This window comes from Nocardioides deserti, assembly GCF_014266025.1.
Classification (GTDB): Bacteria; Actinomycetota; Actinomycetes; order Propionibacteriales; family Nocardioidaceae; genus Nocardioides; species Nocardioides deserti.
In genome coordinates, this window is the sequence record NZ_JACMYC010000008.1 from 118,954 (window position 1) to 143,284 (window position 24,331).

The 24,331-nt window shown below is 74.1% G+C and carries 26 protein-coding genes; 18 read left to right on the forward strand and 8 right to left on the reverse strand.

The window, feature by feature from the left end; genetic code table 11:
• Nucleotides 1-107 precede the first annotated feature (107 nt).
• Together H7344_RS14580 and H7344_RS14585 are read right to left on the reverse strand one after the other, a co-directional pair.
• Entirely contained in the window at nt 108-893 is a 786-nt protein-coding gene (locus H7344_RS14580; RefSeq protein ID WP_186346730.1) for a sigma-70 family RNA polymerase sigma factor, read from the reverse strand.
• Nucleotides 894-999: 106 nt separating this feature from the next.
• On the reverse strand, nt 1,000-1,884 hold the full coding sequence (locus H7344_RS14585; RefSeq protein ID WP_186346731.1) for an HAD family hydrolase: 885 nt from the start codon (nt 1,882-1,884) through the stop codon (nt 1,000-1,002).
• 51 nt (nt 1,885-1,935) lie between these two features.
• Here H7344_RS14585 and H7344_RS14590 point away from each other — a divergent pair, with 51 nt between their 5' ends.
• The 8 genes from H7344_RS14590 (at nt 1,936) to H7344_RS14625 (ending at nt 10,106) form a co-directional block, all read left to right on the forward strand.
• Nucleotides 1,936-3,489, forward strand: a complete 1,554-nt coding sequence (locus H7344_RS14590) for a class I adenylate-forming enzyme family protein (protein WP_186346732.1) — start codon at nt 1,936-1,938, stop codon at nt 3,487-3,489.
• A gap of 37 nt (nt 3,490-3,526) precedes the next feature.
• Nucleotides 3,527-3,796 carry a glutaredoxin family protein gene (locus tag H7344_RS14595; protein WP_166192921.1) on the forward strand — a complete coding sequence of 90 codons (270 nt, stop codon included), beginning with the start codon at nt 3,527-3,529 and terminating at the stop codon, nt 3,794-3,796.
• Between the two features lie 182 nt (nt 3,797-3,978).
• On the forward strand, nt 3,979-4,644 hold the full coding sequence (locus H7344_RS14600; RefSeq protein ID WP_186346733.1) for a redox-sensing transcriptional repressor Rex: 666 nt from the start codon (nt 3,979-3,981) through the stop codon (nt 4,642-4,644).
• Nucleotides 4,641-5,972 (forward strand): glutamyl-tRNA reductase, encoded by a 1,332-nt coding sequence (locus H7344_RS14605; RefSeq protein WP_186346734.1) that lies wholly within the window; start codon nt 4,641-4,643, stop codon nt 5,970-5,972. The genes H7344_RS14600 and H7344_RS14605 overlap by 4 nt, the downstream gene beginning before the upstream one ends.
• Nucleotides 5,969-6,961, forward strand: a complete 993-nt coding sequence (gene hemC / locus H7344_RS14610) for a hydroxymethylbilane synthase (protein ID WP_229707176.1) — start codon at nt 5,969-5,971, stop codon at nt 6,959-6,961. The genes H7344_RS14605 and hemC overlap by 4 nt, the downstream gene beginning before the upstream one ends.
• On the forward strand, nt 6,958-8,610 hold the full coding sequence (locus H7344_RS14615; RefSeq protein ID WP_186346735.1) for a bifunctional uroporphyrinogen-III C-methyltransferase/uroporphyrinogen-III synthase: 1,653 nt from the start codon (nt 6,958-6,960) through the stop codon (nt 8,608-8,610). Before hemC ends, H7344_RS14615 begins: the two co-directional genes overlap by 4 nt.
• Nucleotides 8,607-9,617 (forward strand): porphobilinogen synthase, encoded by a 1,011-nt coding sequence (gene hemB, locus H7344_RS14620; RefSeq protein WP_268238556.1) that lies wholly within the window; start codon nt 8,607-8,609, stop codon nt 9,615-9,617. Before H7344_RS14615 ends, hemB begins: the two co-directional genes overlap by 4 nt.
• 273 nt (nt 9,618-9,890) lie before the next feature.
• Nucleotides 9,891-10,106, forward strand: coding sequence for a hypothetical protein (locus tag H7344_RS14625; protein WP_186346736.1), 216 nt, complete (start codon nt 9,891-9,893; stop codon nt 10,104-10,106).
• 51 nt (nt 10,107-10,157) lie between these two features.
• On the opposite strand, the gene H7344_RS14630 is transcribed toward H7344_RS14625, so the two are convergent.
• Nucleotides 10,158-10,667, reverse strand: a complete 510-nt coding sequence (locus H7344_RS14630) for a DUF5956 family protein (protein WP_186346737.1) — start codon at nt 10,665-10,667, stop codon at nt 10,158-10,160.
• A 427-nt stretch (nt 10,668-11,094) separates the two neighbouring features.
• Nucleotides 11,095-12,228 carry a lytic transglycosylase domain-containing protein gene (locus H7344_RS14635; RefSeq protein WP_313960338.1) on the reverse strand — a complete coding sequence of 378 codons (1,134 nt, stop codon included), beginning with the start codon at nt 12,226-12,228 and terminating at the stop codon, nt 11,095-11,097.
• 335 nt (nt 12,229-12,563) lie between these two features.
• On the opposite strand from H7344_RS14635, the gene hemL reads away from it, so the two are divergent.
• From hemL to ccsB, 6 genes are read left to right on the forward strand one after another with little or no spacing between them, the layout of a single operon-like run.
• Nucleotides 12,564-13,883, forward strand: a complete 1,320-nt coding sequence (gene hemL, locus H7344_RS14640) for a glutamate-1-semialdehyde 2,1-aminomutase (protein ID WP_186346739.1) — start codon at nt 12,564-12,566, stop codon at nt 13,881-13,883.
• Nucleotides 13,883-14,566 carry a histidine phosphatase family protein gene (locus H7344_RS14645; RefSeq protein ID WP_186346740.1) on the forward strand — a complete coding sequence of 228 codons (684 nt, stop codon included), beginning with the start codon at nt 13,883-13,885 and terminating at the stop codon, nt 14,564-14,566. The genes hemL and H7344_RS14645 overlap by 1 nt, the downstream gene beginning before the upstream one ends.
• Nucleotides 14,563-15,150, forward strand: a complete 588-nt coding sequence (locus H7344_RS14650) for a TlpA family protein disulfide reductase (RefSeq protein WP_186346741.1) — start codon at nt 14,563-14,565, stop codon at nt 15,148-15,150. Before H7344_RS14645 ends, H7344_RS14650 begins: the two co-directional genes overlap by 4 nt.
• Nucleotides 15,143-15,904, forward strand: coding sequence for a cytochrome c biogenesis CcdA family protein (locus H7344_RS14655; protein ID WP_186346742.1), 762 nt, complete (start codon nt 15,143-15,145; stop codon nt 15,902-15,904). Before H7344_RS14650 ends, H7344_RS14655 begins: the two co-directional genes overlap by 8 nt.
• Nucleotides 15,901-17,520 carry a cytochrome c biogenesis protein ResB gene (resB, locus tag H7344_RS14660; RefSeq protein WP_229707175.1) on the forward strand — a complete coding sequence of 540 codons (1,620 nt, stop codon included), beginning with the start codon at nt 15,901-15,903 and terminating at the stop codon, nt 17,518-17,520. The genes H7344_RS14655 and resB overlap by 4 nt, the downstream gene beginning before the upstream one ends.
• Nucleotides 17,517-18,557: a c-type cytochrome biogenesis protein CcsB gene (gene ccsB / locus H7344_RS14665; protein WP_186346743.1), complete on the forward strand. Its 1,041-nt coding sequence runs from the start codon at nt 17,517-17,519 to the stop codon at nt 18,555-18,557. Before resB ends, ccsB begins: the two co-directional genes overlap by 4 nt.
• Here ccsB and H7344_RS14670 read toward each other — a convergent pair.
• Both H7344_RS14670 and H7344_RS14675 read right to left on the reverse strand, forming a co-directional pair.
• On the reverse strand, nt 18,519-19,088 hold the full coding sequence (locus tag H7344_RS14670) for a TlpA family protein disulfide reductase (protein WP_186346744.1): 570 nt from the start codon (nt 19,086-19,088) through the stop codon (nt 18,519-18,521). The genes ccsB and H7344_RS14670 overlap by 39 nt on opposite strands.
• Nucleotides 19,085-19,333 carry a hypothetical protein gene (locus tag H7344_RS14675; RefSeq protein ID WP_186346745.1) on the reverse strand — a complete coding sequence of 83 codons (249 nt, stop codon included), beginning with the start codon at nt 19,331-19,333 and terminating at the stop codon, nt 19,085-19,087. Before H7344_RS14675 ends, H7344_RS14670 begins: the two co-directional genes overlap by 4 nt.
• A gap of 45 nt (nt 19,334-19,378) precedes the next feature.
• Between H7344_RS14675 and H7344_RS14680 the strand changes: the two genes are divergently transcribed.
• Nucleotides 19,379-19,639 carry a DUF4229 domain-containing protein gene (locus tag H7344_RS14680; RefSeq protein ID WP_186346746.1) on the forward strand — a complete coding sequence of 87 codons (261 nt, stop codon included), beginning with the start codon at nt 19,379-19,381 and terminating at the stop codon, nt 19,637-19,639.
• Between the two features lie 16 nt (nt 19,640-19,655).
• Here H7344_RS14680 and H7344_RS14685 read toward each other — a convergent pair whose 3' ends face one another.
• Entirely contained in the window at nt 19,656-19,793 is a 138-nt protein-coding gene (locus H7344_RS14685) for a hypothetical protein (protein WP_186346747.1), read from the reverse strand.
• A gap of 23 nt (nt 19,794-19,816) precedes the next feature.
• The gene (locus tag H7344_RS14690) at nt 19,817-20,692 is read right to left on the reverse strand and encodes a 1,4-dihydroxy-2-naphthoate polyprenyltransferase (protein ID WP_186346748.1); all 876 of its coding nucleotides are present in this window, start codon (nt 20,690-20,692) and stop codon (nt 19,817-19,819) included.
• Between the two features lie 66 nt (nt 20,693-20,758).
• Between H7344_RS14690 and H7344_RS14695 the strand changes: the two genes are divergently transcribed.
• The 3 genes from H7344_RS14695 to menD are packed head-to-tail and all read left to right on the forward strand — an operon-like array spanning nt 20,759 to nt 24,305.
• Nucleotides 20,759-21,775 (forward strand): AMP-binding protein, encoded by a 1,017-nt coding sequence (locus H7344_RS14695; protein WP_186346749.1) that lies wholly within the window; start codon nt 20,759-20,761, stop codon nt 21,773-21,775.
• 35 nt (nt 21,776-21,810) lie between these two features.
• The gene (locus H7344_RS14700) at nt 21,811-22,731 is read left to right on the forward strand and encodes an o-succinylbenzoate synthase (protein WP_222130711.1); all 921 of its coding nucleotides are present in this window, start codon (nt 21,811-21,813) and stop codon (nt 22,729-22,731) included.
• On the forward strand, nt 22,728-24,305 hold the full coding sequence (gene menD, locus H7344_RS14705; RefSeq protein ID WP_186346751.1) for a 2-succinyl-5-enolpyruvyl-6-hydroxy-3-cyclohexene-1-carboxylic-acid synthase: 1,578 nt from the start codon (nt 22,728-22,730) through the stop codon (nt 24,303-24,305). Before H7344_RS14700 ends, menD begins: the two co-directional genes overlap by 4 nt.
• Nucleotides 24,306-24,331 lie beyond the last annotated feature (26 nt).

The window sequence follows — 24,331 nt, forward strand, 5'->3', positions numbered from 1 at the left end:
GGCCCTGCGCGGACACCCGGCTCAACGACGGGTCGACGAGCGAGGTTACGCGGCTCGCGAGGCGGCGAACGTCACGGAATGCGCGCGTGGGGAAGGGGACACCGGTGTCAGCCACGGAGTCCCTCCGGCATCAGCTTGGCGAGGTTGCGGACGCCGCGCAGCTGGAGCTGCTTGACGGCGCCGTCGCTGCGGCCGAGCACCGCGGCCGTCTCGGCGATGCTCATCCCCTGCAGGAAGCGCATGACCAGGCAGTCGCGCTGCTCGTCGGGCAGCTCGGTGAGGGCCTGGAGCAGGATCTCGTTGGTCAGGCTCGCCAGCACCGCGGTTTCCGGGCCCTCGGTGGCGTCGTCGTGCTGCCCCATGTCCTCGGTGGTCATCTCGAGGCGGGTGCGGCCGGCCTTGAAGTGGTCGGTGGCGAGGTTGCGGGCGATGGTCATCAGCCAGGCGCCGAAGTCCTTGCCCTGCCAGCGGAAGTTCTGCATCGACCGCAGCGCACGGAAGAACGTCTCGGAGGTGAGGTCCTCGGCCAGCGGCGCGGAGCGGGTCCGGTAGAAGAGGAAGCGGTAGACCGAGCCCTGGTAGTGGTCGTAGAGCAGCCCGAACGCCTCGGCGTCGCCGCCGCGCGCCAGCTCGACCAGGGCGATCAGCCGGGTGCGGTCGGCCTCGGACTCCTCCGAGGAGGTGGCCAGCGCGCCGTCGTCGTACGCCGGACCGCCGGGCCCCGGGCCGGGCGCGGCGCCGTCGTCGGCCATGGCCTCGGTGCGCAGCGCCTCGGTGAGCAGCAGCTGGGGGCCGCCGGCGACCTGCAGGGCCGTGCCGCCGAGCAGGAGGCGCGCGACGTCGCGGCGGAGGGCCTCGAGCCCGCGCGCGACACCAGCACCGTCCGACGGCATGACGACAACCCCTCCCGGCCTTCGGCTCCTCCCGAGCCGCCTCGATGGTAGGCCCGGTCACACCTCCGTGGGAACGAAACCGTCCAAGAGAGGTCCAGACCGGCCCTCAGCGACGGCGGGCGCGGAGCGCGACCCCGGCGGCGACGGTGCCGGTCGCCGCGCCGGTCACCGCGCCCAGGAGGAGGCCGGCCCGGGCGGCCTTGCGACCGGTGCGGTAGTCGCGGATCCGCCACCCCTGCTGTCGTGCGTGGGCTCGCAGCCGCGCGTCGGGGTTGATCGCGCAGCGGTCGCCGACGAGCTCGAGCATCGGCAGGTCGTTGTAGGAGTCGGAGTATCCCGAGCAGCGGGTGAGGTCGAGCCCCTCGCGAGCGGCGAGGGCCTTGACGGCCTCGGCCTTGGCCGGTCCGTGCAGCATGTCGCCGACCAGGCGGCCGGTGTAGACGCCGTCGACGTGCTCGGCCACGGTGCCCATCGCGCCGGTGAGCCCGAGCCGGCGGGCGATGATCGAGGCGATCTCGATCGGGGCGGCCGTGACCAGCCAGACCCGCTGGCCCTCGTCGAGGTGGAGCTGGGCCAGGGCCCGGGTGCCCGGCCAGATCCGGTGCGCCATCGCCTCCTCGAAGATCTCCTCGCCCAGCTCCTGCAGCTCTGCGACGGTGTGCCCGGCGATGAAGCTGAGGGCGGAGTTGCGTGCGTCGGCGACGTGGTCGGGGTCCTCGACACCGACCACGCGGAAGTAGGCCTGCTTCCAGGCCGCCCCGAGGATCTCGCGGCTGGTGAAGAACTTGCGCCGGTGCAGGCCGCGGGCGAAGTGGAAGATGCTCGCGCCCTGCATGACCGTGTTGTCGACGTCGAAGAACGCCGCCGCGGTGGCGTCCGCGGGCTGGTGCAGCGCCCGCTCGACCTCGGTGGCCGAGGCGGCGGCCTCGCCGGCGAGCGCGGACCGCTGACGCAGGTCGAGCGGGATGCGGGGGCGCTCCTGCGGGCTCACGCCGGCCAGCGTAGACCCGCGGGCGGGGCCTGGTTGTGGAAGTATCCGGCCATGCCTGCCGCCTCCGACCTGGCCGACCTCGTCGCCGTCGCGGCGGCGGAGAACCCCGGCAAGCTCGCGGTCGTCGAGGCCGGCGGCCGCAGCGCGACGTGGGCGCAGCTCGACGACGAGGTGGGCCGGGTCGCCACCGGTCTCGGGGCGGCCGGGATCGTCGCGGGGAACCGGGTGCTGCTCGTCGTCGGCAACCGGCTGGAGTTCGTGACGACCTACCTCGCGGTGCTGCGCGCGCAGGCCGTCGCCGTGCCCCTCAACCCTTCCTCGACGCCCGCGGAGCTGGCCCGGGTGCTGACCGACTGTGGTGCGCGGATGGTGGTGGCCGACCCCGACACGGTGGGCGCGGTCCGCGCGGCCGTGGCCGACGCGACCAACGTCCGCGTCGTGGTCGTCGGCGGCACGCTCCAGCCGGGGGAGCGGTCCTACGACCACTTGCGCGCCGACCGGGCGCGGCCGGTGCCGCCGCTGCGGGACCCCGACAAGCTCGCCGTCCTCCTCTACACCAGCGGCACCTCCGGTCTGCCGCGCGCCGCGATGCTCACGCACCGGGCCCTGCTCGCCAACATCGACCAGGTCGCCTCGGTCGAGCCGCCGATGATCCACGGCGACGACGTCGTGCTCGGCGTGCTCCCGCTCTTCCACGTCTACGGGCTCAACGCGGTGCTCGGCGGCGTGCTGCGCCATCGGGCCAAGCTGGTGCTCGTCGAGCGGTTCGACCCCGAGGGCACCCTCGACCTGGTCGAGGACGAGGCGTGCAGCGTGGTCCCGGTCGCCCCGCCGGTCTTCGCCCACTGGCGCGGGGTCGACGGGCTGGCCGAGCGCCTGGGCCCGGTGCGGCTGGTGCTCTCGGGCTCCGCCCCGCTCGCCCCCGAGCTGGTCGAGGAGTTCACCGAGCTGACCGGGGTGCCGGTCCACCAGGGTTTCGGGCTGACCGAGGCGGCACCGGTGGTCACGAGCACGCTGTGCTCAGGCGGCACGCCAGCCCGCGGCTCGGTCGGCGCCCCGCTGCCCGGCATCGACGTGCGGCTGGTCGACGCGACCGGGCGCGTGCTCGCGCCGGAGGGCGACCCCGGGGAGATCCAGGTGCGGGGCGCGAACCTGTTCAGCGGCTACTGGCCCGACGGCGCCGACGGCCCCGACGCCGACGGCTGGTGGAGCACCGGCGACGTCGGCATCCTCGACGAGGCCGGGGACCTCACGCTCGTCGACCGGGTCAAGGAGCTGGTCATCGTCTCCGGGTTCAACGTGTTCCCCGTCGAGGTGGAGGACGTGCTCAGGGACGCCGCGGGCGTGCTCGAGGCCGCGGTCATCGGCGTGCCCGACGAGGTCACCGGCGAGGCGGTCGTCGCGTACGTCGTCGCCGAGCCGGCCGCGGAGGCCGCGGCGGTCGAGGCGGCCGTGGTCGAGCGTTGCGAGACCCGCCTGGCGGCGTACAAGCGTCCCGCGCGGGTGGAGGTCGTCCCCGAGCTGCCGCTCACCGTCACGGGCAAGGTCCAGAAGGGCCGGCTGCGCCAGCTCGAGCGGCGCCGGGCGCTGGACCTGCTGGAGTGAGGCCGGCAGAGATGGCTGTCGGGATGAGGCCAGCGCGATGAGGCTGTGGCGACGAGCGGGGGCGGACGGGCCGCGGGTCACGCTCTACGGCAAGCCCGGCTGCCACCTGTGCGACGACGCCCGGACGGTGGTCGAGCGGGTCTGCGCCGATCTCGGCGTCGACTGGGTCGAGCAGTCGATCCTCGACGACCCGGCGCTGCGGGAGCGGTACGCCGAGGAGATCCCGGTGGTGCTCGTCGACGGGCGCCAGCACACCTTCTGGCGGGTCGACGAGGCGCGGCTGCGGGCCGCGCTCGGCGCTTCCTGAGGAGGACCTGAGAAGGCGCGGACCCCGCCGCGTGTTGGGCTTCTCACATGTGCTAGGCCGCGGGCCGGAACCGGCGTTGTCCGTTTTGTTCTCCCGTTCACAAACTCCTACAGTGGCAGGGCCGCTGAGCGAATCCGGGCCCGGCACGGCCCCCGCTGCGGCATGGCTGGGAAGAGCTGCACGTGACCGCACGGACTTCGACCGAGAGTGCTCGGGACATCCCCGAGGCCACGGTCGCGCGACTCCCCGTCTACCTCCGGGCGTTGACGACGCTCTCCGAGGCCGGGACGGGCACCTGCTCGAGCGAGGCGCTCGCGGCGGCTGCCGGCGTCAACAGCGCCAAGCTGCGCAAGGACCTCTCCTACCTGGGGTCCTACGGCACCCGCGGCGTCGGGTACGACGTCGACTACCTGCGCTACCAGATCGCGCGCGAGATCGGCGTGACCCAGGACTGGCCGGTCGTCATCGTCGGCATCGGCAACCTCGGACACGCGCTCGCCAACTACTCCGGCTTCCGCAGCCGCGGCTTCCGCACGGTCGCGCTGCTCGACGCCGATCCCACCCGCCACGGCGAGATGGTGGCGGGGATCGAGGTGCAGCCCTTCGACGACCTCGAGTCGATCGTCGCCGAGCACGGCGTCGCGATCGGCGTCATCGCCACGCCGGCGGTCGCCGCGCAGGCGGTCGCCGACCGGATGGTGGCGTGCGGCATCACCAGCATCCTGAACTTCGCGGCCGGTGTCCTCTCGGTGCCGGCCGGGGTCGACGTGCGCAAGGTCGACCTCTCCGTCGAGCTGCAGGTCCTCGCCTACCACGAGCAGCGCAAGGCCCAGGGGGAGCTCGCATGAGCGTCTTGGTCGTCGGCATCTCGCACAACACCGCGCCGGTCGCGCTGCTGGAGCGGCTCGCCATGACGCGCGACGAGGTGCCCAAGCTCGTGCACGACGCGTCGACCTGCGCGCACGTCAACGAGGCCACGGTGATCGCCACCTGCAACCGCCTCGAGCTGTACGCCGACGTCGACCGCTTCCACGGCTCGGTCGAGGAGCTCTCGACCCTGCTGGTCGACCGTGCGGGCGAGACGACCGGCGCGATGCTGCCGCACCTCTACGTGCACTACGACGACGGCGCCGTCTCCCACCTCTTCCAGGTGGCGGCCGGCCTGGACTCGATGGCCGTCGGCGAGGGCCAGATCCTCGGCCAGACCCGCGAGGCGCTGCGGATGGGCCAGGAGCTCGGCACGGTCGGCCCCGCCCTCAACGTGCTCTTCCAGCAGGCGCTGCGGGTCGGCAAGCGCTCGCGCGCCGAGACCGGCATCGACCGGGCGGCCCCGTCGCTGGTGACCGCCGCGCTCGAGCGCGTCGGCGGCGACCCGACCGCGCCGGACGACGAGCTCGACCCGACCGCCGACCTGCGCAGCTCGGTCCGCGGCAAGCGGGTCGTGGTCGTCGGTGCCGGTGCGATGGCCGGCCTGGCCACCGCGACCGTGGCTCGCCTTGGCGCCGAGGACATCGTGGTCGTCAACCGCTCCGCCGAGCGCGCCGAGCGGCTGGCCGGCGAGCACGGGGCGCGCCCCGCGCTGTTGGCCGACCTGGAGACCGAGCTCGCCGCCGCCGACCTGGTGGTCACCTGCGCCGGCGCGACCGGCGTCCTGGTGACCGCCGACATGGTGGCCTCGCGGCCGGTGCAGAAGCCGATCTCCTTCGTCGACCTCGCGCTGCCCCACGACGTCGATCCCGCCGTCGCCGACCTGCCGGGCGTCACGCTCGTCGACCTCGCCTCGCTGGCCGAGGCGCTGCACGCGTCCGAGGCCGGCCGCGAGGTGCTGGAGGTCCGCCGGATCGTCACCGAGGAGGTCGGCGCGTTCCTCGCCGCACGCCGCAGCGCCAGCGTCACCCCGACGGTGGTCGCGCTGCGCTCGATGGCGACCTCCGTGGTCGACGCCGAGATGACCCGCCTCGACCACCGGCTGCCCGACCTCGACCCCGCCATCCGCACCGAGGTGCTCCACGCGGTGCGGCGCGTCGCGGACAAGCTGCTCCACGAGCCGACCGTGCGGGTCAAGGAGCTCGCGAACGAGACCGGCGCGGTGTCGTACGCCGCCGCCCTCGCCGAGCTCTTCGCCCTCGACCCCGAGGCGGTCACCGCCGTCACCCGGCCGGAGGGACTGTCGTGAGTGCCGCGTCGTCCCGTCCCATCCGCGTCGGCACCCGCGCCTCGCTGCTCGCGACCACGCAGAGCGGCCACGTCGCCGACATGATCCGCGAGCGGCTCGGCCGCGAGGTCGAGCTGGTCGAGGTCCGCACCGACGGCGACCGCACCCAGGCCTCCGGCATCCCGCTGGCGGAGTACGGCGGGGTCGGCGTCTTCGTCGCCGCGCTGCGCGACGCGCTGGTCGCCGGCGAGGTCGACGTCGCGGTGCACTCGCTCAAGGACATCCCGACCTACCCCGCGCCCGGCATCACGCTGGCCGCCGTGCCGGTCCGCGAGGACCCCCGCGACGTCGTCGTCGCCCGCGACGGGCTGACCCTCGGCGAGCTGCCGGTCGGCTCCCGGGTCGGCACGGGCTCGCCGCGCCGCGTTGCGCAGCTGGCCGCGCTCGGCCTCGGTTTGGACCTGGTCGGGGTGCGTGGCAACGTCGACACCCGCATCGCCAAGGTCCGGTCGGGCGAGTACGACGCCGTCATCCTCGCCCGCGCGGGCCTGGCCCGGATCGGACGGCTCGAGGAGGCGAGCGAGGTGCTCGACCCGCTGCAGGTGCTGCCCGCCCCCGGGCAGGGCGCCCTCGCCGTCGAGTGCCGCAGCGACGACCCGCTGCTGGCCGAGCTCGTCGCGCTGGAGGACCCCGCCACCCGCGCGGCCGTCGACGCCGAGCGGGCCGTGCTCGCCACCCTCGAGGGCGGGTGCACCGCCCCCATCGGCGCGCTCGCCGAGGTCGTCGAGGGCGAGGACGGCGAAGAGCTGTGGGTGAGGGCCGTGGCGCTCTCGCCCGACGGGGCGCTGTCGGTGCGGATGTCCGCCTCCGGCAGCGCCGCCGACGCGGTCGGCGTCGGCACCCGGCTGGGCGGCGAGATGCTCGCCGACGGCGCCGGGGACCTCGAGCAGGACACGCAGGACCAGCAGGACCAGCCACACTTCGAGCCAGAACAGGTGCGCAACGCATGACGACCCGAGGCAAGACCACCACCGCCACCACTACGCCCGGCTGGGTGTCGTTCGTCGGGAGCGGGCCGGGTGACCCGGACCTGCTGACCGTGCGCGCCGCGGAGCTGCTCCGCACGGCCGACGTCGTTGTGACCGAGGCGCCCGAGCACGTCACGCTCGTCCGGACCGTCCTCGGCCTGGCCGAACCGGTCGAGGGCGAGGAGCCGACCGGCCCCGAGATCGTCGACGGTGGCTTCGGCGAGGACGGGCAGCCGCTGACCCACGCCGCCCGCGCGAAGGTCGTCGTCAAGCAGGCCAAGCGCGGCCTGCGCGTCGCGCGCCTGATGACCGGCGACCCGTTCCTCTACGCCTCCGGGCCCGAGGAGGCGCAGGCCTGCGCCAAGGCGTGCATCGGCTTCGAGATCGTCCCGGGCGTCTCCTCGGTGAGCGCGGTCCCGGCGTACGCCGGCATCCCGCTCACCACGAAGGACCACCGCGAGGTCGCCGTCGTGACGTGCGGCGAGAAGGTCGACTGGTCGCAGTACGCCGACGACCGCACGCTCGTGCTGCTCTCCGCCGTCGGCCAGATCGGCGAGATCTCGAAGGCGCTCGTCGCCGCCGGCCGCAGCCCGCAGACGCCGGTCGCGATGACCCGCGTCGGCACCACCACCGGCCAGTCGACTGTCTGCTCGACGCTGGCCGACATCGCCGCCGACGCCCGCGCCGCCCGGATGGCCCCGCCCGCGATCATCGTCGTCGGCGAGGTCGTCGACCTGCGCGAGACGCTGTCGTGGTTCGAGACCAAGCCGCTCTTCGGCTGGCGCGTGCTCGTGCCGCGCACCAAGGACCAGGCCGGCGTGCTGTCGGCCCGGGCCCGCGGCTACGGCGCGGTGCCCGAGGAGGTCCCGACGATCTCGGTCGAGCCGCCGCGCAACCCGCTGCAGATGGACAAGGCGGTCCGCGGCCTCGTCGAGGGCCGCTACGAGTGGATCGCCTTCACCTCGGTCAACGCGGTCAAGGCGGTGCGTGAGAAGTTCGAGGAGTACGGCCTCGACGCCCGCGCCTTCTCCGGCCTCAAGATCGCCGCGGTCGGCGACAAGACCGCCCAGGCCATCGCCGCCTGGGGCCTGCGCGCCGACCTGGTGCCGACCGGTGAGCAGTCCGCCGCCGGGCTGCTCGAGGTGTGGCCGGAGTACGACGAGGTGCTCGACCCGATCAACCGCGTCTTCCTGCCCCGCGCCGACATCGCCACGGAGAACCTCGTCGCCGGCCTGATCGACCTCGGCTGGGAGTGCGACGACGTCACGGCGTACCGCACCGTCCGCGCCACCCCGCCCCCGGCGCCGGTGCGCGACGCGATCAAGACCGGCAAGTTCGACGCGGTCGTCTTCACCTCCTCCTCGACCGTGCGCAACCTCGTCGGCATCGCCGGCAAGCCGCACCCCTCGACGATCATCGCGGTCATCGGCCCGCAGACCGCCAAGACCGCGGAGGAGCACGGCCTGCGGGTCGACGTGATGGCGCCCAAGCCGGACGTCGAGGTGCTCGTCGACGCGCTCGCCGACTTCGGTGCGTCCCGCCGCGCGGCGATGCTGGAGGCCGGCCAGCCGGTCACCCGCCCGTCCGAGCGCAAGCCCTCCGCACGGCGTACCAAGGCCTCCTCGCGGTGACCGAGGCCGCCGCCGAGGGCCTGGCCAAGGGGCTTCGTCCCGTCGTCCGCCCGCGGCGCCTGCGCACCACGCCGGCGCTGCGGCGGATGGTCGCGGAGACCTCGCTCGAGGCGCGGCAGCTCGTGCTGCCGCTCTTCGTGCGCGAGGGGATCGACGCCCCGGTGCCGATCTCCTCGATGCCCGGCGTCGTGCAGCACTCCCGCTCCTCGCTGCTGGGCGCGGTCGCCGAGGCGGCCGAGCTCGGTCTCGGCGGCGTCATGCTCTTCGGCATCCCGGAGGCCAAGGACGCCACCGGCTCCGGCGCGGTCGACCCCGCCGGCGTGCTGAACCTCGCGATCACCGACGTGGTCGCCGAGGTCGGCGACGCGCTCACGTTGATGAGCGACCTGTGCCTCGACGAGTTCACCGACCACGGGCACTGCGGCCTGCTCACCCCCGACGGGCGCGTGGACAACGACCGGACGCTCGAGCAGTACGCCGAGATGGCGCTCGCCCAGGCCGACGCCGGTGTCGACATGGTCGGTCCCAGCGGGATGATGGACGGCCAGGTCGCCGTCGTCCGCGCCGCCCTCGACGCTGCCGAGCACACCGACGTCTCCGTGCTGGCCTACTCCGCCAAGTACGCCTCCGCCTTCTTCGGCCCGTTCCGCGAGGCCGTCGACTCCTCGCTCGTCGGGGACCGCCGGACGTACCAGCAGGACCCCGCCAACGCCGTCGAGGGCGTCCGCGAGGCGCTGCTCGACGTCGAGCAGGGCGCCGACCTGGTCATGGTCAAGCCCGCGCTGGCCTACCTCGACGTCCTGCGCCGCGTCCGCGACGCCGTCGACGTCCCCGTCGCGGCGTACAACGTCTCCGGTGAGTACGCCATGCTCGAGGCCGCCGCTGCCAACGGCTGGATCGACCGCGAGCCGGCCATCCTCGAGTCGCTGACGTCGATCCGCCGGGCCGGCGCCGACGTCGTCCTCACCTACTGGGCCGCCGAGGCCGCCCGCCTGCTGCGCGCCTGACCCTGACCCTCGCCCTGCGCCGGGCGCAAGAACCGCGCAATTGCGCGGGAATGTCGGGGTTCGCAGCCGCTCGACGGGGCGCAAGAATCGCGCAATTGCGCGGAAATGTCGGGGTTCGGGTGCGGTGGGGTGCTGAAGCGGCGCAATTGAACGATCGTTGACCGCTCCTCGCGCTGGGCCGAGGTCCGCGGCCGCAGGGTCGCCGCCCCAGGCCGGGCTCGCCCGCAAGGAGTCCCACCACCGAGGCCAGCGTCACCTGGCCCGGCGAAGATCGTGCCCGCCGGAGTGCCGCACCTGTGGGCCGCCTGGCGCCAGGGCAAGGTCACCGAGCGCGGCGCCACCCACGCCGCCCGCGAGACCGCCTGCCTGGAGGTCGAGAACCGCCTCGAGGTCGACCGCTTCCTCGCCGCCGACCCCGACACCCTCGTCACCATCCACGAGGTCGACGCGCCACCCCTCCACCTTGACTACGACGTCCTCGCCACCTGAGCCGTGAGGCGGGACGCGGCCCTGGCGTCGGGCCGGGTGGCGCTGACTGCTCTATCCGCCGTTCGCGAACATCTCGTCGAGCCGCTGCTTGGTGGCGTCCACGAGCTCGGCGGTCGCGACTGCTGGAAGTCCAGAGGTCCGCGCGTGTTGCAGCAGGTCATCGAGCACGGCATCCAACGAGGACGCGATGACCGGTGGACGCAGCAGCCAGAGGCGACCAGCCGGGCGAGGAGGCAGGCCGCACTCAGCCAGGACGTGGTTGTGGTCCTGCTCGACCTCGAAGTAGTCGGCGGCTGCCCACGGCGATGCCGCTTCGTCCCTGCCGTTGAACTCGACGGTCTGACGGATGCGGCGGTCTCGGACCCAGGCTCGCGCCGAGCAGGGCCAGATGACGGGTAGGAAGCACCACAGCGGCGCGTCGGGCGCAGGTTCGAAACCAGCCAGGCCCGCTTCCTGGACTTCCGGCAGGGCCAGCGGGTCGTCGGACAACACTCCGCCGATGGCCACCCTCGGCGCGGGGTAGGGCTCGTCGTCGCCTGAGGTCCAGTCGGGAGCACCCACAGCCGAATCGTGCCAGGAAGCGCCCGAACGCGTGGGCGCGTGAGAGGCCGCGGCGCCGGAGAGCCTTGGGCTCGCCCGGCGGGGCTACGGTGCGGACGTGAGCAGCGCGGGACCGGACACGCGACCGCTCGGTGCCCTGGCGCTCGGCTTCGGGGTGCTGGCCGTCGCGTTGTCGTGGACGTACTTCTTCAGCCCGTACGCCTACCTCGCCGCAGCCGTCGCGCTGCTGCTCGGGCTGGTCGCGCGAGGTGGCGGGCGCGGCCGCACCATGGGGCAGCCGCGGTCGTGCTGGCCGCCGTCGCCGTCGTCGTGGCCAGCGCGGCGCTGTACGTCTTCGGCTGACCGGGACCTGCGCCGCCAGGCAGCAGACGGACGAGAGCCCCACCCGGCGTACGGATGGGGCCCTCGGGATCGGGACGGTGACGGGCTACGGGTTCGTGTAGCCCTTGACGCACTGGTCGAAGGGATCGTCCTTCTTGAAGATGTTGTCGAGATAGCCGTCGAGCGTGCACTGCACGACCGCCTGCGCGTAGCTCAGGATCCCGTCGACCGGGTCGATGCCGGTGGAGGGCAGCGGCGGGAGCGACGGGGTCGGGAGACCGGGGATGCCGAGGCCGCCCTTCGGGCCGTCCTTCTTGCCGTCGTCCTTGGTCCCGCCGTCGTCCTCCCCGGTGGCCGGGCCCTCGGTCGGCTGCGGCGCGGGAGTGGGTTGCGGCGCGGTGGTCGGGCCGTCCTGCGGCGCGATCACCGTCTGGCCGCCGCCGTCGTCGGAGCGCGGACCCTCGCCGGGGCCCCGGCCGGCGTCGGCCGGGGTGGGGGAGGGGGCGATGACGCCGGCCGCCACGGTGCCGTTCGGGATCGACATGAAGTCGCCTTCGAGGTAGGCGTCCATGATGCCCAGCACGAGCGAGACGTAGCTGTTGGAGTGGTTGTAGCGGTAGACCGCGGCCCGCTGGCCGCTGGTGGTGGAGAGGTCGTCGCTGCCGGAGCAGAGGTAGACCGCGGTGGCCAGCGCCGCGTCGTCGATGTCCTGCGGGTTGCGCTGCGAGTCGCCGTCGGCGTCGACGCCGACGACCGACCAGGTCGAGGGGATGAACTGCATCGGGCCGACCGCGCGGTCCCAGACGCCGTCGTTGTCGAACTGCCCGGCGTCGGTGTCGCGGATGGCCTGGGTGTTGTTCTTGCCGTTCAGCGCGATGCCGTAGATGCCGGGGCGGGCCACGCCCTCGTCGTCGAGCGCGTTGCCGCCGTACCGACCGTGGTCGGACTCGACGCGGCCGATCGCCGCGACCAGCTGCCAGGTGAGGTTGCAGGTCTTGTCGGCGGAGTTGATGACCGTCTCGGCCCGCTGGTACGCCGCGAGGGCGGCCGACGGGATCGCGTTGGTCGACGCGGTGCGCACCACCTCGGTGGTGTCGCCCTCGACGCCGGGTGCGACGGATCCGGTGGACCCCGACGACACGCTGGCCGGCGCCTGGATGGCCTCGGTCGGCACCGAGGTGCCGTCCGGCAGCGACTCGGCCACCGGGGTCTCCGCGGACACCGTGACGGGGGCTCCCACGCCCGCCAGGCTCGCGGTCCACGCGGTCGAGAGGACGGCGAGGGGCACGAGGGCCGTCGCTCGCTGCCAGCGACCGAAACGCTTGACGGACATAAAGGATTCACTCCCGGTAGTAGCCGACCCGACCGCGCTCCCTACGGCCGGGTGTGACGTCCACAACGAAGCGTGTCACAGCGGGGTTACGCACGTGTCCGCTTCGTGGGACATCGAGCCGCCTCCCACGCGGCCCGCCGGCAGGTTGCCCAACACCGCGTCGCGTGAAACCGGTCACCCGCGCCCGCTCGGCGTGGCGCACCCGACGTGCCCCGTTTCGCTGCCTCGGCGACAATGGCGGGGTGCCTCTCGACACCGCTGCCTCCGCCGAGCTCTTCGCCCGTGCCCGCGCGGTGACCCCGGGCGGCGTGAACTCCCCGGTGCGCGCGTTCAACGCCGTCGGCGGCACCCCGCGGTTCATCCGATCGGCGGCCGGCGCCTGGCTCACCGACCACGACGGCAACGAGTACGTCGACCTCATCTGCTCCTGGGGCCCGATGCTGCTGGGCCATGCCCACCCCGAGGTGATGGCCGCGGTCCAGACCGCCGTCGCGCGCGGCACGTCGTACGGCGCGCCGACCGAGCCCGAGGTCGAGCTGGCCGAGGAGATCGTGGCCCGCACACCGGTCGAGCGGGTCCGCTTCGTCTCCTCCGGCACCGAGGCGACGATGTCCGCGATCCGGCTGGCCCGCGGCTTCACCGGCCGCGACGTGGTCGTGAAGTTCGCCGGCTGCTACCACGGCCACGTCGACCCGTTGCTGGCCTCGGCCGGCTCCGGGCTGGCGACGTTCGCGGTCCCGGGCACCCCCGGCGTACCCGCCTCGTCGACCGAGCTCACGCTCGTGCTGCCCTACAACGACCGGACCGCGGTGGAGCAGGTGTTCGCCGAGCACGGCGACCGGATCGCCTGCCTCATCACCGAGGCCGCGCCGGGCAACATGGGCGTCGTCCCGCCCGAGGCGGGCTTCAACGCGTTCCTCGCCGAGACCTGCACGAAGCACGGCGCGCTCTTCGTCAGCGACGAGGTGATGACCGGGTTCCGCGCCTCGCGCCAGGGCCAGTGGGGCCTCGACGGCGCCGTCGAGGGCTGGCGCCCGGACCTGGTCACCTTCGGCAAGGTGATGGGCGGCGGCTTCCCGGCCGCGGCCTTCGGCGGCCGCGCCGACGTGATGGGCCACTTGGCGCCCGAGGGGCCGGTCTACCAGGCCGGCACTCTCTCGGGGAACCCGGTCGCGACCACCGCCGGCCTCACCACCCTGCGGCTGGCGACCGAGGAGGTCTACGACCACGTCGGCCGCGCCGCGGACGTCGTGAAGACCGCGGCCGCCGAGGCGCTGACCGCCGCCGGGGTGTCGCACACCGTGCAGTCGACCGGCACGATGTTCTCCGTGTTCCTGACCGAGGGCCCGGTCCGCGACTTCGACGACGCCTCCCGCACCTCCGCGGCGGGGTACGCCGCGTTCTTCCACGCGATGCTGGAGCGCCACGTCTACCTGCCGCCCTCGGCGTACGAGGCGTGGTTCCTGTCCTCCGCGCACGACGACCGCGCCGTCCAGACCGTGGTGGACGCACTGCCGCACGCCGCGCGCGCCGCCGCGGCCGCGATGGGAGGCGAGGCCTGATGGCGACCCCCGACACCGTCGTCCACCTGGTGCGCCACGGCGAGGTGCACAACCCCGAGGGCGTGCTCTACGGCCGCCGCGACGGCTTCCACCTCTCCGACCTCGGCCGGCAGATGGCCGAGAAGGTCGCCGCCGCCCTCCAGGAGCGCGACATCGTGCACCTGCGCGTCTCCCCGCTCGAGCGGGTCCGGGAGACCGCCCAGCCGCTCGCGCTGGCGCGCGGGCTGGAGCCGGTGGTCGACGAGCGGGTCATCGAGTCGACCAACGTCTTCGAGGGCGAGCGGTTCGCCGCCGGCGCCAACGCGCTCAAGGACCCCCGCAACTGGCGCTACCTGTGGAACCCGTTCCGCCCGTCGTGGGGCGAGCCCTACAAGCAGGTCGTCGCGCGGATGATGTCCGCGGTCCACGACGCCCGCATCGCCGCCACCGGCCACGAGGCCGTCGTCGTCTCGCACCAGCTGCCGATCTGGATCACCCGGCTCCACGTCGAGCGCCGCTCGTTCCTCCACGACCCGCGCAACCGCCAGTGCACGCTGTGCTCGGTCACCTCGCTCCACTTCGTCGGGGACCGGATCACCCAGGTCTCCTACAGCGAGCCCGCCGGCGACCTGATCCCCGTCCAGGACAAGGGCGCGCCGTTCTCGGCCGGCGGCGCCACCGAGGAGAAGAAGCCGCCGGCATGACGCGCACGCCGCTCGCCCGCCGGACCGTCGCTGCCCTGGCCGCGACGGTTGCCGCGGCGACCCTCGGCTCGACCCTGGCCGGGTGCACGTCGGTCGAGAGCACCGGCGACAAGGGCTACATCAGCGGCGACGGCGAGGTGCGCGTGCTGGAGCCGGCGCAGCGCGAGGAGCCGGTCGACCTGACCGGCACCGACCTGGCCGGCGACGAGGTCGACCTGGCCGACCTGCGCGGCACGCCGGTCGTCGTACCCGTCTGGGGCTCGTGGTGCGTGCCGTGCCGGGCCGAGGCGCCCGACGTGGTCGCGGCCGCCGAGGAGCTCGAGGGCGAGGCGGCGTTCGTCGGCATCAACATCCGCGACACCGAGGGCGGCGCCCGCGGCTTCGAGCGCGAGTTCGACGTGCCCTACCCCTCGATCGTCGACGACGGCCTCGCGCTGCTCGCCTTCACCGGCACCCTGACGCCCTACACCGTCCCCGCCTTCGTCGTCCTCGACGAGCAGGGGCGCATCGGCGGGAGCATCCTCGGCGAGCTGCCCTCCACGCAGACCCTGGTCGACCTGGTCGACGAGGTCGCGCGTGGGTGACTGGTTCCGCGACCAGGCGTTCTCCGGGTCGCTCGTCCTCGCCGTGCCCGTCGCCCTGGTGGCGGGCCTGGTGTCGTTCTTCTCCCCGTGCGTCATCCCGCTGCTGCCCGGCTACCTGTCGTACGCCACCGGGCTCTCCGGCGCCGACCTGGCCAGCGGCGAGGCGCAGACCCGTCGTGGGCGGATGCTGCTCGGGTCGCTGCTCTTCGTGCTCGGCTTCGCGGTCGTCTTCGTCTGCATCGGTGCCCTCTCGGGCCAGGTCGGCTACTGGCTGATCACCTGGCGCCGGGAGCTGACCGTGGGCCTCGGCCTGCTGACGATCGTCCTCGGGCTGGTCTTCGCCGGCGTGCTGCCGTTCCTCCAGCGGGAGTGGCGGGTGCACCGCGTCCCGGCGGTCGGCCTGGCAGCGGCGCCGCTGCTCGGCTTCCTCTTCGGCCTGGGCTGGACGCCCTGCATCGGTCCGACGCTGGCCGCGATCAGCATGCTGTCGGTCAACGAGGCGACGGTCGGGCGGGGCGCGCTGCTCTCCGCGATCTACGCGATCGGCCTCGGCATCCCCTTCATCGTCGCCGGCCTGGCCTACCGCCGCGCCCTCGGCGCGTTCGGCTGGGTCCGCCGGCACCAGACCACGGTCGTCCGCGCCGGCGGCGGCATGCTGGTGGTCGTCGGGCTGCTGCTGGTGACCGGCGTGTGGGACCAGGCGGTGACCTGGATCCAGTCCGAGGTCGTCACGAGCACGGAGACGTCACTGTGAGCGATCCCCGCGAGACCCAGTACGACAAGCTGCCCGCGGGCCGCCGCGCCGGCGAGCTGACGCTGCGCGAGCTGCTCCGCTTCGGCTGGCGGCAGATCACCTCGATGCGCACCGCGCTGGTGCTGCTCCTGCTGCTCGCGCTGGCCGCCGTCCCGGGCTCGATCGTGCCGCAGGAGGGCGTCGACGCGCTCGCCGCGTCGCGCTGGCGGGAGGACCACCCGCGGCTGGCGCCGGTCTACGAGTGGCTCGGCCTGTTCGACGTCTACGGGTCGGTGTGGTTCTCCGCGATCTACCTGCTGCTGATGATCTCGCTGGTCGGCTGCATCGTGCCCCGCACGCTCGTCTACTGGCGCGCCATGCGGGCCCAGCCGCCCCGCGCCCCCCGCAACCTGTCCCGCCTGCCCGACGCCACGTCGTACCGCACCGACGAGAGCGCCGACGAGGTCCTCGCCCGGGCCCGCACGGTCCTCGGCCGTCGGCACCGCGTGCGGAAGGCGGACGAGGGGGCGGCGGACGGGGCCGTCAGCGCCGAGCGCGGCTACCTGCGCGAGGCCGGCAACCTCGTCTTCCACCTCTCGGTGGTCGTGGTGCTGGTCGGCTTCGCGATCGGCGGCCTGTTCGGCTACCGCGGCGGCGTCATCCTCGTGACCGGCGACGGGTTCGGGAACACGCTGACCTCCTACGACGACTTCGTGCCCGGCAGCCTGTTCAGCCCCGACCAGCTCGACCCGTTCAGCTTCACCGTCGAGGACTTCGAGGTCGACTGGCTCCTGTCCGGCCGCGCGGCCGGCCAGGCGCGCGGCTTCAGCGCGGACGTGCGCTACCGCGAGACGCGGGACGCCGAGGAGGAGCGGTACGACCTCCGGGTCAACCACCCGCTCACCATCGGCGACACCGACATCTTCCTCATCGGCCACGGCTACGCGCCGGTCGTGACGATCCGCGACGGCGAGGGCGAGATCGCCTACAACGGTCCCACGATCTTCCTGCCCCAGGACCAGAGCCTGTTCTCCTTCGGCGTCATCAAGGCCCCCTCGGCCGAGCCGCAGGAGATCGGCCTCGAGGGCGTGCTCTACCCGACCTTCGGCATGACCGAGGACGGCGACCCGGTCAACCTGCTCGGCAAGGCGGTCGACCCGCTGCTGTCGGTGCTCGTCCACGCCGGCGACCTCGGCATGGACGAGGGCGCCTCGCAGTCGGTCTACGTCCTGGACAAGGGCGACACCGAGCAGGTGGAGGACGAGGACGGCAAGCCGCTGCGGCTCGACATGCGCCCCGGCGACACCGTCGAGCTGCCCGACGGCCTCGGCTCGGTCACCTTCGAGGGGCTCGAGGACTGGCAGCGCATCCAGATCAGCCAGACCCCCGGCAAGCTCATCGCGCTCGGCGGCGTCGTCATGGCGCTCGTCGGGCTGCTGGGATCGTTGTTCATCCGACCCCGCCGGGTCTGGGTTCGTGCCCGTCAGGACGGGGACGGCACACTGGTCGAGGTCGCCGCGCTCGACCGCTCCGGCGGCGGTGACGTCGCGCCGGTCCTCGAGGACCTGGTCGCGGCACTGCGCGGGGACGAGCGGGGCAACCAGCCCCCCGAGACGAAGAGGGACGGTACGTCGTGACCGATGCTGCGTGGGAGACGCTGAGCAACCAGGCGGTGGCCGTCTGTGGCGTCGTGTACTTCCTGGCGCTGATCAGCCACCTCGTCCAGTGGACGGCGCTGCGCAAGCTGCCGGTCGGGGCCGAGGCCCAGGCGCCGGTCGCCGTCGGGGCGGGTGCGCCCTCGGTCGTCGAGGACACCTCCGCACACGAGCCCGACGTCGAGCGGCGCACGGCGCTCTTCGGACGGCTCGGCCTCCTGCTCACGGTGATCGCCACCGCGGTGCACCTCGTGGCGCTCGTCGGGCGCGGCATGGCCGCGGACCCGAACCGGGTGCCCTGGGGCAACATGTACGAGTTCACGCTCTCGGGCACCTTCGTGGTCAGCCTCGGCTACCTGCTGCTCAACCGTCGCTTCGGACTGGCCTGGATGGCGCCGATCGTCGTCGGGTTCGTGGTGGTCGTCCTCATGGTCGACGTCGTCTGGCTCTACGACCCGGTCGCGCCGCTCTCGGAGGCGCTCTACTCCCCGTGGCTGGTCATCCACGTGGTCTCGGCGGTCATCGCCACCGGCGCGTTCACGCTCGGCGGCATCTGCTCCGTGCTCTACCTGGTCAAGGAGCGTCGCCCGGCCCGCACGACCGGCTACCTCGCGCGCGTGCCGGAGCCGGCCGCGCTGGACCGGATCTCCTACCGGATGCACGCCTTCGGCTTCCCGGTGTGGACCTTCGCGGTGCTCATCACCGGCCCGATCTGGGCGCACCAGGCCTGGTCGGCCTACTGGAGCTGGGACCCCAAGGAGGTCTGGGCCTTCATCACCTGGGTCGTGTACGCGGCGTACCTCCACGCCCGCGCGACCGCCGGCTGGAAGGGCCGCAACGCGGCGATGCTGGCGCTGCTCGGCCTGGCGACCCTGTGGTTCAACTTCATCGGGATCAACTTCTTCTCCACCACCAGCCAGCACTCGTACGCCGCGCCCGCGGTCGTCGAGGTCGGCCAGGCCGGGGTGGAGACGCCGGCGTCAGCCGGTGGCGAGCTCGGCCAGCCGCTCGGCCGATAGGTCCGCGGCCGACTCGAACTCTCCCGGGTGCGAGGCGACGACCTCGCCGTCGACGATGAGCACCGTCGAGGGCAGCCAGCTGGGGCTGACGGCCGGCGCGTAGCTGCTCATCAGCTCCATGTCGGGATCGCGCCAGCTCGGGTAGTCGGCGTCGAACTCCTCGAGGAACTCGACGGCCATGTCCTCGAACTGGTCGAGGGAGACGCCCACGACCTCGACGTCGTCGCGCTCGGCGACGTCCGCCAGCAGCGGCATCTCGGCCCGGCAGGGGACGCACCAGCTGGCCCAGAAGTTCAGCAGCACCGGCTTGTCGGTGTCGATCCTCTTCCCGGCGCCGCCCCGGGAGCCGACGGGGTCGCCCTGCGGCAGCTCGACCGCCTTGGGGCTGTCCAGCCGGGTCCAGCCCGGCCGGATCGGCCCCTCGTCGTCCTCGGGCGCCTCGCCGGCGGCGCAGGCGGTGCCGCTGACCAGCAGGGCGGCGGCGAGCAGGGCGCGGAGGGACCGACGGGGGCGGGTGGCCCGGCTGGTCACAGGTCGGGGTCCTCGGGGTGCTTGCGCTTGCGCTCGAGGTCGCGCAGGAAGTCCGGGTCGTCGTCGGGGCCGAGCGGGCGGGGCGGCTGGGCCGGGCCGGAGCCGCGGGGACCGCGCGGACCGCGGCCGCCGGACGAGCCGCTCGGGCCGCCGGCGATCGGCGGGGTGCCGCGTCGCTCGAGGAACCGCACGGCGGCGTACGTCGCGAGCGCGAAGAGCACGACGACGAGGAGGAACTTCAGCACACCTCCAATGTAGGTGGCGGCTCCACAACGCCTACCCTGGAGGTCGTGAAGGAGTTCGTGGTCTACACCGCCCTGCGCATCGCCCTGTTCCTCGGGTCGCTCGCGCTCGTCCTCGGCATCTGGTGGGTCGTCGCCGGCGAGGTGCCGGTGCTGTGGGCCGTCATCATCGCGTTCCTGCTCAGCGGGCTCGGCTCGCTGTGGCTGCTCAACGGCCCGCGGGAGGCGTTCGCGATGCGGGTCCAGGAGCGCGCCGAGAAGGCGTCGCAAGCCTTCGAGGAGATGAAGGCCAAGGAGGACGCCGACTAGGCGTTCAGCTGCTGGGTCAGCTGCGCTTGCGGGCGTTCAGCTGCCGCTGGACGCGCGCCTCGGACTGGCCGAGGACCTTGGCCAGCAGCGGCACGCGCATCTTCCACGCGACCACGGCGACGACGACGAGCGCGACGAAGATCAAGAAGCCCATGCCGCCAGCCTACGCAGCACGGGTCAGGCAGCGAGGAACAGCGGCACGGCGACCAGCACGGCCCAGGCCAGCTCGGCCGCGCCAGTGCGCTGGAGCACCGGGATGAGCGCGGGGCCGGTGGCGCCGCCGAGCACGGTGCGCGTCGCGGCGAGGCCCGGCACCAGGAAGAGCAGGCCGGCCAGCGCCGACCAGGTCGTCAGCGCCGCGGTGCCCACGACGGCGAGCGCCGCGACGGTGAGGAGCGCGGCGTACAGCAGCCGGGTCCCGCGGTCGCCGATCCGCACCGCGAGCGTGCGCTTGCCGGCGACGGTGTCGGTGGGGATGTCGCGCAGGTTGTTGGCGACGAGGATCGCGCAGGCGAGCGCGCCGATGCCGACCGCGGCGACGAGCGCGGCGGGCTCCCACGTCTCGGTCTGGACGTACGTCGTGCCGACCACGGCCACGAGCCCGAAGAACACGAAGACCATGACCTCGCCGAGGCCGAGGTAGCCGTAGGGGCGCGACGTGCCGGTGTAGCCCCAGGCCGCCACGACGCAGACCAGCCCGACGGCGACGAGCCACCAGGCGGTCGTGGCGGCGAGCACGATCCCGGCCACGCCGGCGACGCCGAAGGCGAGGAACGCCGCGCGCTTGACCGCCGACGGGCTGGCCGCGCCCGAGCCCACCAGCCGCATCGGCCCGACGCGGACGTCGTCGGTGCCGCGAACGCCGTCGGAGTAGTCGTTGGCGTAGTTGACCGCCACTTGCAGCGCCAGGCTCACCACCAGGGCGAGCAGCGCCTTCTCCCACACCCAGGCGTCGACGTACGCCGCGACGCCGGTGCCGGCGAGGACCGGCGAGACCGCAGCGGGAAGGGTGCGGGGCCGCGCGCCGGCGACCCAGTCGGATGCAGATGCCACGAGGGACGATTCAACCCGACCGGGCTGCGGGCCGCGCGCGGCGGGGCTCGGCGTAGCGTTCGCGGTGTGGTGCTGGCCGGTGGGACGCTCGAGTCGTGGCTCGCCGCGGAGGCCGAGCCCGAGCCGTGGGTCGTGGAGACGTCGGGGTCGACCGGGCGCCCCAAGCGCGTGGTCCTGCCGCGCTCCGCGGTGCTCGCGTCGGTGCACGCCTCGGCCCGCCGGCTCGGCGCGAGCGGCCAGTGGCTGCTCACGCTGCCGGAGGAGTACGTCGCCGGGCTGCAGGTCGTCGCGCGGTCGCTCGTGGCCGGCCACGCCCCGGTGCGGGTCGAGGACCACGGGTCGTTCGTGGCGGCCGCTGCGGCGATGACCGCCGAGCACCGGTTCGCCTCGCTGGTGCCGACGCAGCTGCGGCGGATGCTGGAGGAGCCGGCCGAGGCCGAGGCGCTCCGGTCGTTCCACACCGTGCTGGTCGGCGGCGGGCCGGTCGACCCGGCGCTGCGCCGACGGGCCGAGGAGCTCGGGGTGCGGGCCGTGGCGACGTACGGGGCGGCCGAGACGGCGGGCGGCTGCGTCTACGACGGCGTGCCCCTCGACGGGGTCGACCTCGCGATCGACGACGGCGGCCGGGTGCGGATCAGCGGCCCGACGCTGTTCGCGGGGTACGACGGCGACCCGGCGCTGACCGCCGAGGTGCTCGTGGAGGGGTGGTACCTCACCTCCGACGCCGGCCGCCTGGACGAGGACGGCCGCCTCCAGGTGCTGGGTCGGCTCGACGACGTGGTGGTCACCGGCGGGGTCAACGTGCCGGCGCCGGCCGTCGCTGCGCGGCTGCGCGAGCACCCGGACGTGCGGGCGGCCGAGGTGCTCGGCCTGCCGGACGAGGAGTGGGGCAACCGGCTGGTCGCGCTCGTCGCGTTCACGGGGCGCGGCGTGGCGCTCGAGGAGCTGCGCGACTGGGTCGGCGCCGAGCACCCGCGGACCTGGGCGCCCCGCCAGCTCGTCACGCTCGGCGACGTGCCGCTCCTGGCCAACGGCAAGCCGGACCGGCTGGCGCTGCGCGCGCTCGCCGAGGAGGCGTCGTGAGTGGCGTGAGCGGGCTCCGGGTCTTCAGCCTGCCGATGCGCACGCGCTTCCGCGGGATCACGGTCCGCGAGGGCGTGCTGCTCCGGGGAGAGGCAGGTTGGGGGGAGTGGTCGCCGTTCCTGGAGTACGACGCCGCGGTCGCCGAGCCGTGGCTGCGCTGCGCCGAGGAGGCCGCCGCGGGGGACTGGCCCGACCCGGTGCGCACCAGCGTGCCGGTCAACGTGACCGTGCCGGCCGTCGACGCGGAGCGGGCGCACGCGGTCGTGCTCGCCGGCGGTTGCTCGACCGCGAAGGTGAAGGTGGCCGAGCCCGGCCAGACGCTCGCCGACGACCAGGCGCGGCTCGAGGCGGTCCGCGACGCGCTCGGCCCGGCGGGCAAGGTCCGCATCGACGTCAACGGCCTGTGGAGCGTCGACGAGGCGCTCGAGCGGCTGCCGGTGCTCGACCGCGCGGCGGGCGGCCTGGAGTACGTCGAGCAGCCCTGCGCGACCGTCGAGGAGCTCGCCGCGGTGCGCCGGGCCGTCGACGTGCCCGTGGCCGCCGACGAGTCGATCCGCCGCGCCGCCGACCCCTACCGGGTCCGTGACCTGGAGGCCGCCGACGTGGCGGTGCTCAAGGTCCAGCCGCTCGGCGGCGTGCGGGCCTGCCTGCGGATCGCGGAGGACATCGGCCTGCCGGTCGTCGTCTCCTCGGCGCTGGAGAGCTCGGTGGGGCTCGCCGCCGGGGTCGCCCTGGCCGCGGCGCTGCCCGAGCTGCCCTACGCCTGCGGCCTCGCGACCGCCCAGCTGCTGGCGGCCGACACGACGACCGAGTCCCTGCTCCCGGTCGGCGGCGAGCTGCCGGCGCGCGTGCCCACCCTCGACCCCGGCCACCCGGTCGCCGACCCGGACCGCGTGGCGCACTGGGAGGCCCGGCTCGCCGAGGTGCGCGCCCTGCGCGAGGATCGGCGCTCGTGACCGGTCCCACGAGCTCGACCGACCTCGCCCGTGCGGTGGTGACCGCGCTGCTGGAGGCCGGCGTCACCGAGGTGGTGCTGTCCCCGGGGTCGCGCAACGCCCCGTTGTCCTTCGCGGTGCACGCCGCCGCGGAGGCCGGGCTCCTGCGCCTCCACACCCGGGTCGACGAGCGGACCGCTGCCTTCCTCGCCCTCGGGTTGACGAAGGTCGGCGCCCGCGCCGCCGTGCTGTGCACCTCCGGCACGGCCGTCGCCAACCTGCACCCGGCCGTCCTCGAGGCCGCCCACACCGGCCTCCCGCTCGTGGTGCTCACCGCCGACCGTCCGGCCCGGCTGCGCGGCACCGCCGCCAACCAGACCACCGACCAGGTCGGCGTCTTCGGCCGGCTGGTCACCACGCGTGACCTGCCCGACGACGCACTCGTCCTCGCCGACGACGGGCCGACCCACCTCAACGTGCAGCTCGACGAGCCGCTCGTGCCGGCCGACCGGTGGGTGCCGCCCGCGGTCGAGCGCCCCGCCCGGCCCGAGCCGCGGCCCGCCGCCGAGGAGGTGCTGCCCCTCGGCCCGCGCACGGTGGTCGTCGCGGGAGACGACGCCGGCCCGCCGGCGCGGGTGCTGGCCGAGCGCGCGGGCTGGCCGCTGCTGGCCGAGCCGACGTCGGGCTCGCGCACCGGCGACAACGCGCTGCGCTGCTACCGGCTGCTGCTCGACACCGACCTCGGCCGCAGCGTCGAGCGGGTCGTCGTCGCCGGCCACCCGACCCTGTCCCGGCCGGTCACCCGGCTGCTCTCGCGCGCCGACGTCGAGGTGGTCTCGGTGCCCGCCCGCGGGGCCTGGCCCGACCGGCCGTTCCCCGTCGACCGCGTCGTCACCCGGCCGGTGGTCGAGGGCCGCGACGACCCGGCCTGGCTCGAGGCCTGGCGCGAGGCCGACCGCTCCGTGGCGCGGCAGCTCGACCGGCTGCTGGCGGCCGAGCCCGGGCTCACGCCGCACGAGGTGGCGGCGGCCGTGAGCCGCGGCGTACCTCCTGGGGGTCTGTTGTACGTCGGCGCCTCCAGCCCGGTCCGCGACCTGGACCTCGTGGTCGCGCGGTACGACGTCGGCGACCGGCGCAAGGTCGTCGCCAACCGCGGGCTCGCCGGCATCGACGGCACGATCTCATCGGCGATCGGCGCGGCGCTCGGCCGGCCGCACGGCAGTCGCAACCTGGCGCTGATGGGCGACGTGACGTTCCTGCACGACAGCGGCGCGCTCGTGCTCGGCCCGCGCGAGGTGCGGCCGGACCTCACGATCGTGGTGGTCAACGACGACGGCGGCGCGATCTTCTCGATGCTCGAGCAGGGCGCGCCGGAGCACGCCGACCCGTTCGAGGTCCTCTTCGGGACCCCGCACGGCGTCGACCTGGCCAGCCTCTGCGCCGCCACCCGCACCCCGCACTGGCGGGTCGACACGGTGGCCGAGCTCGAGCACGCACTGGCCAGCCCCAACGGTGGCATCGAGGTCGTCGAGGCGGTCGTCGACCGGCGCACGCGCCGCGACCTGGACGAGCGGATCCGCGCACTGCGGCCGTGACTCCCGCCCGGCCGTCGGGCGGGCCG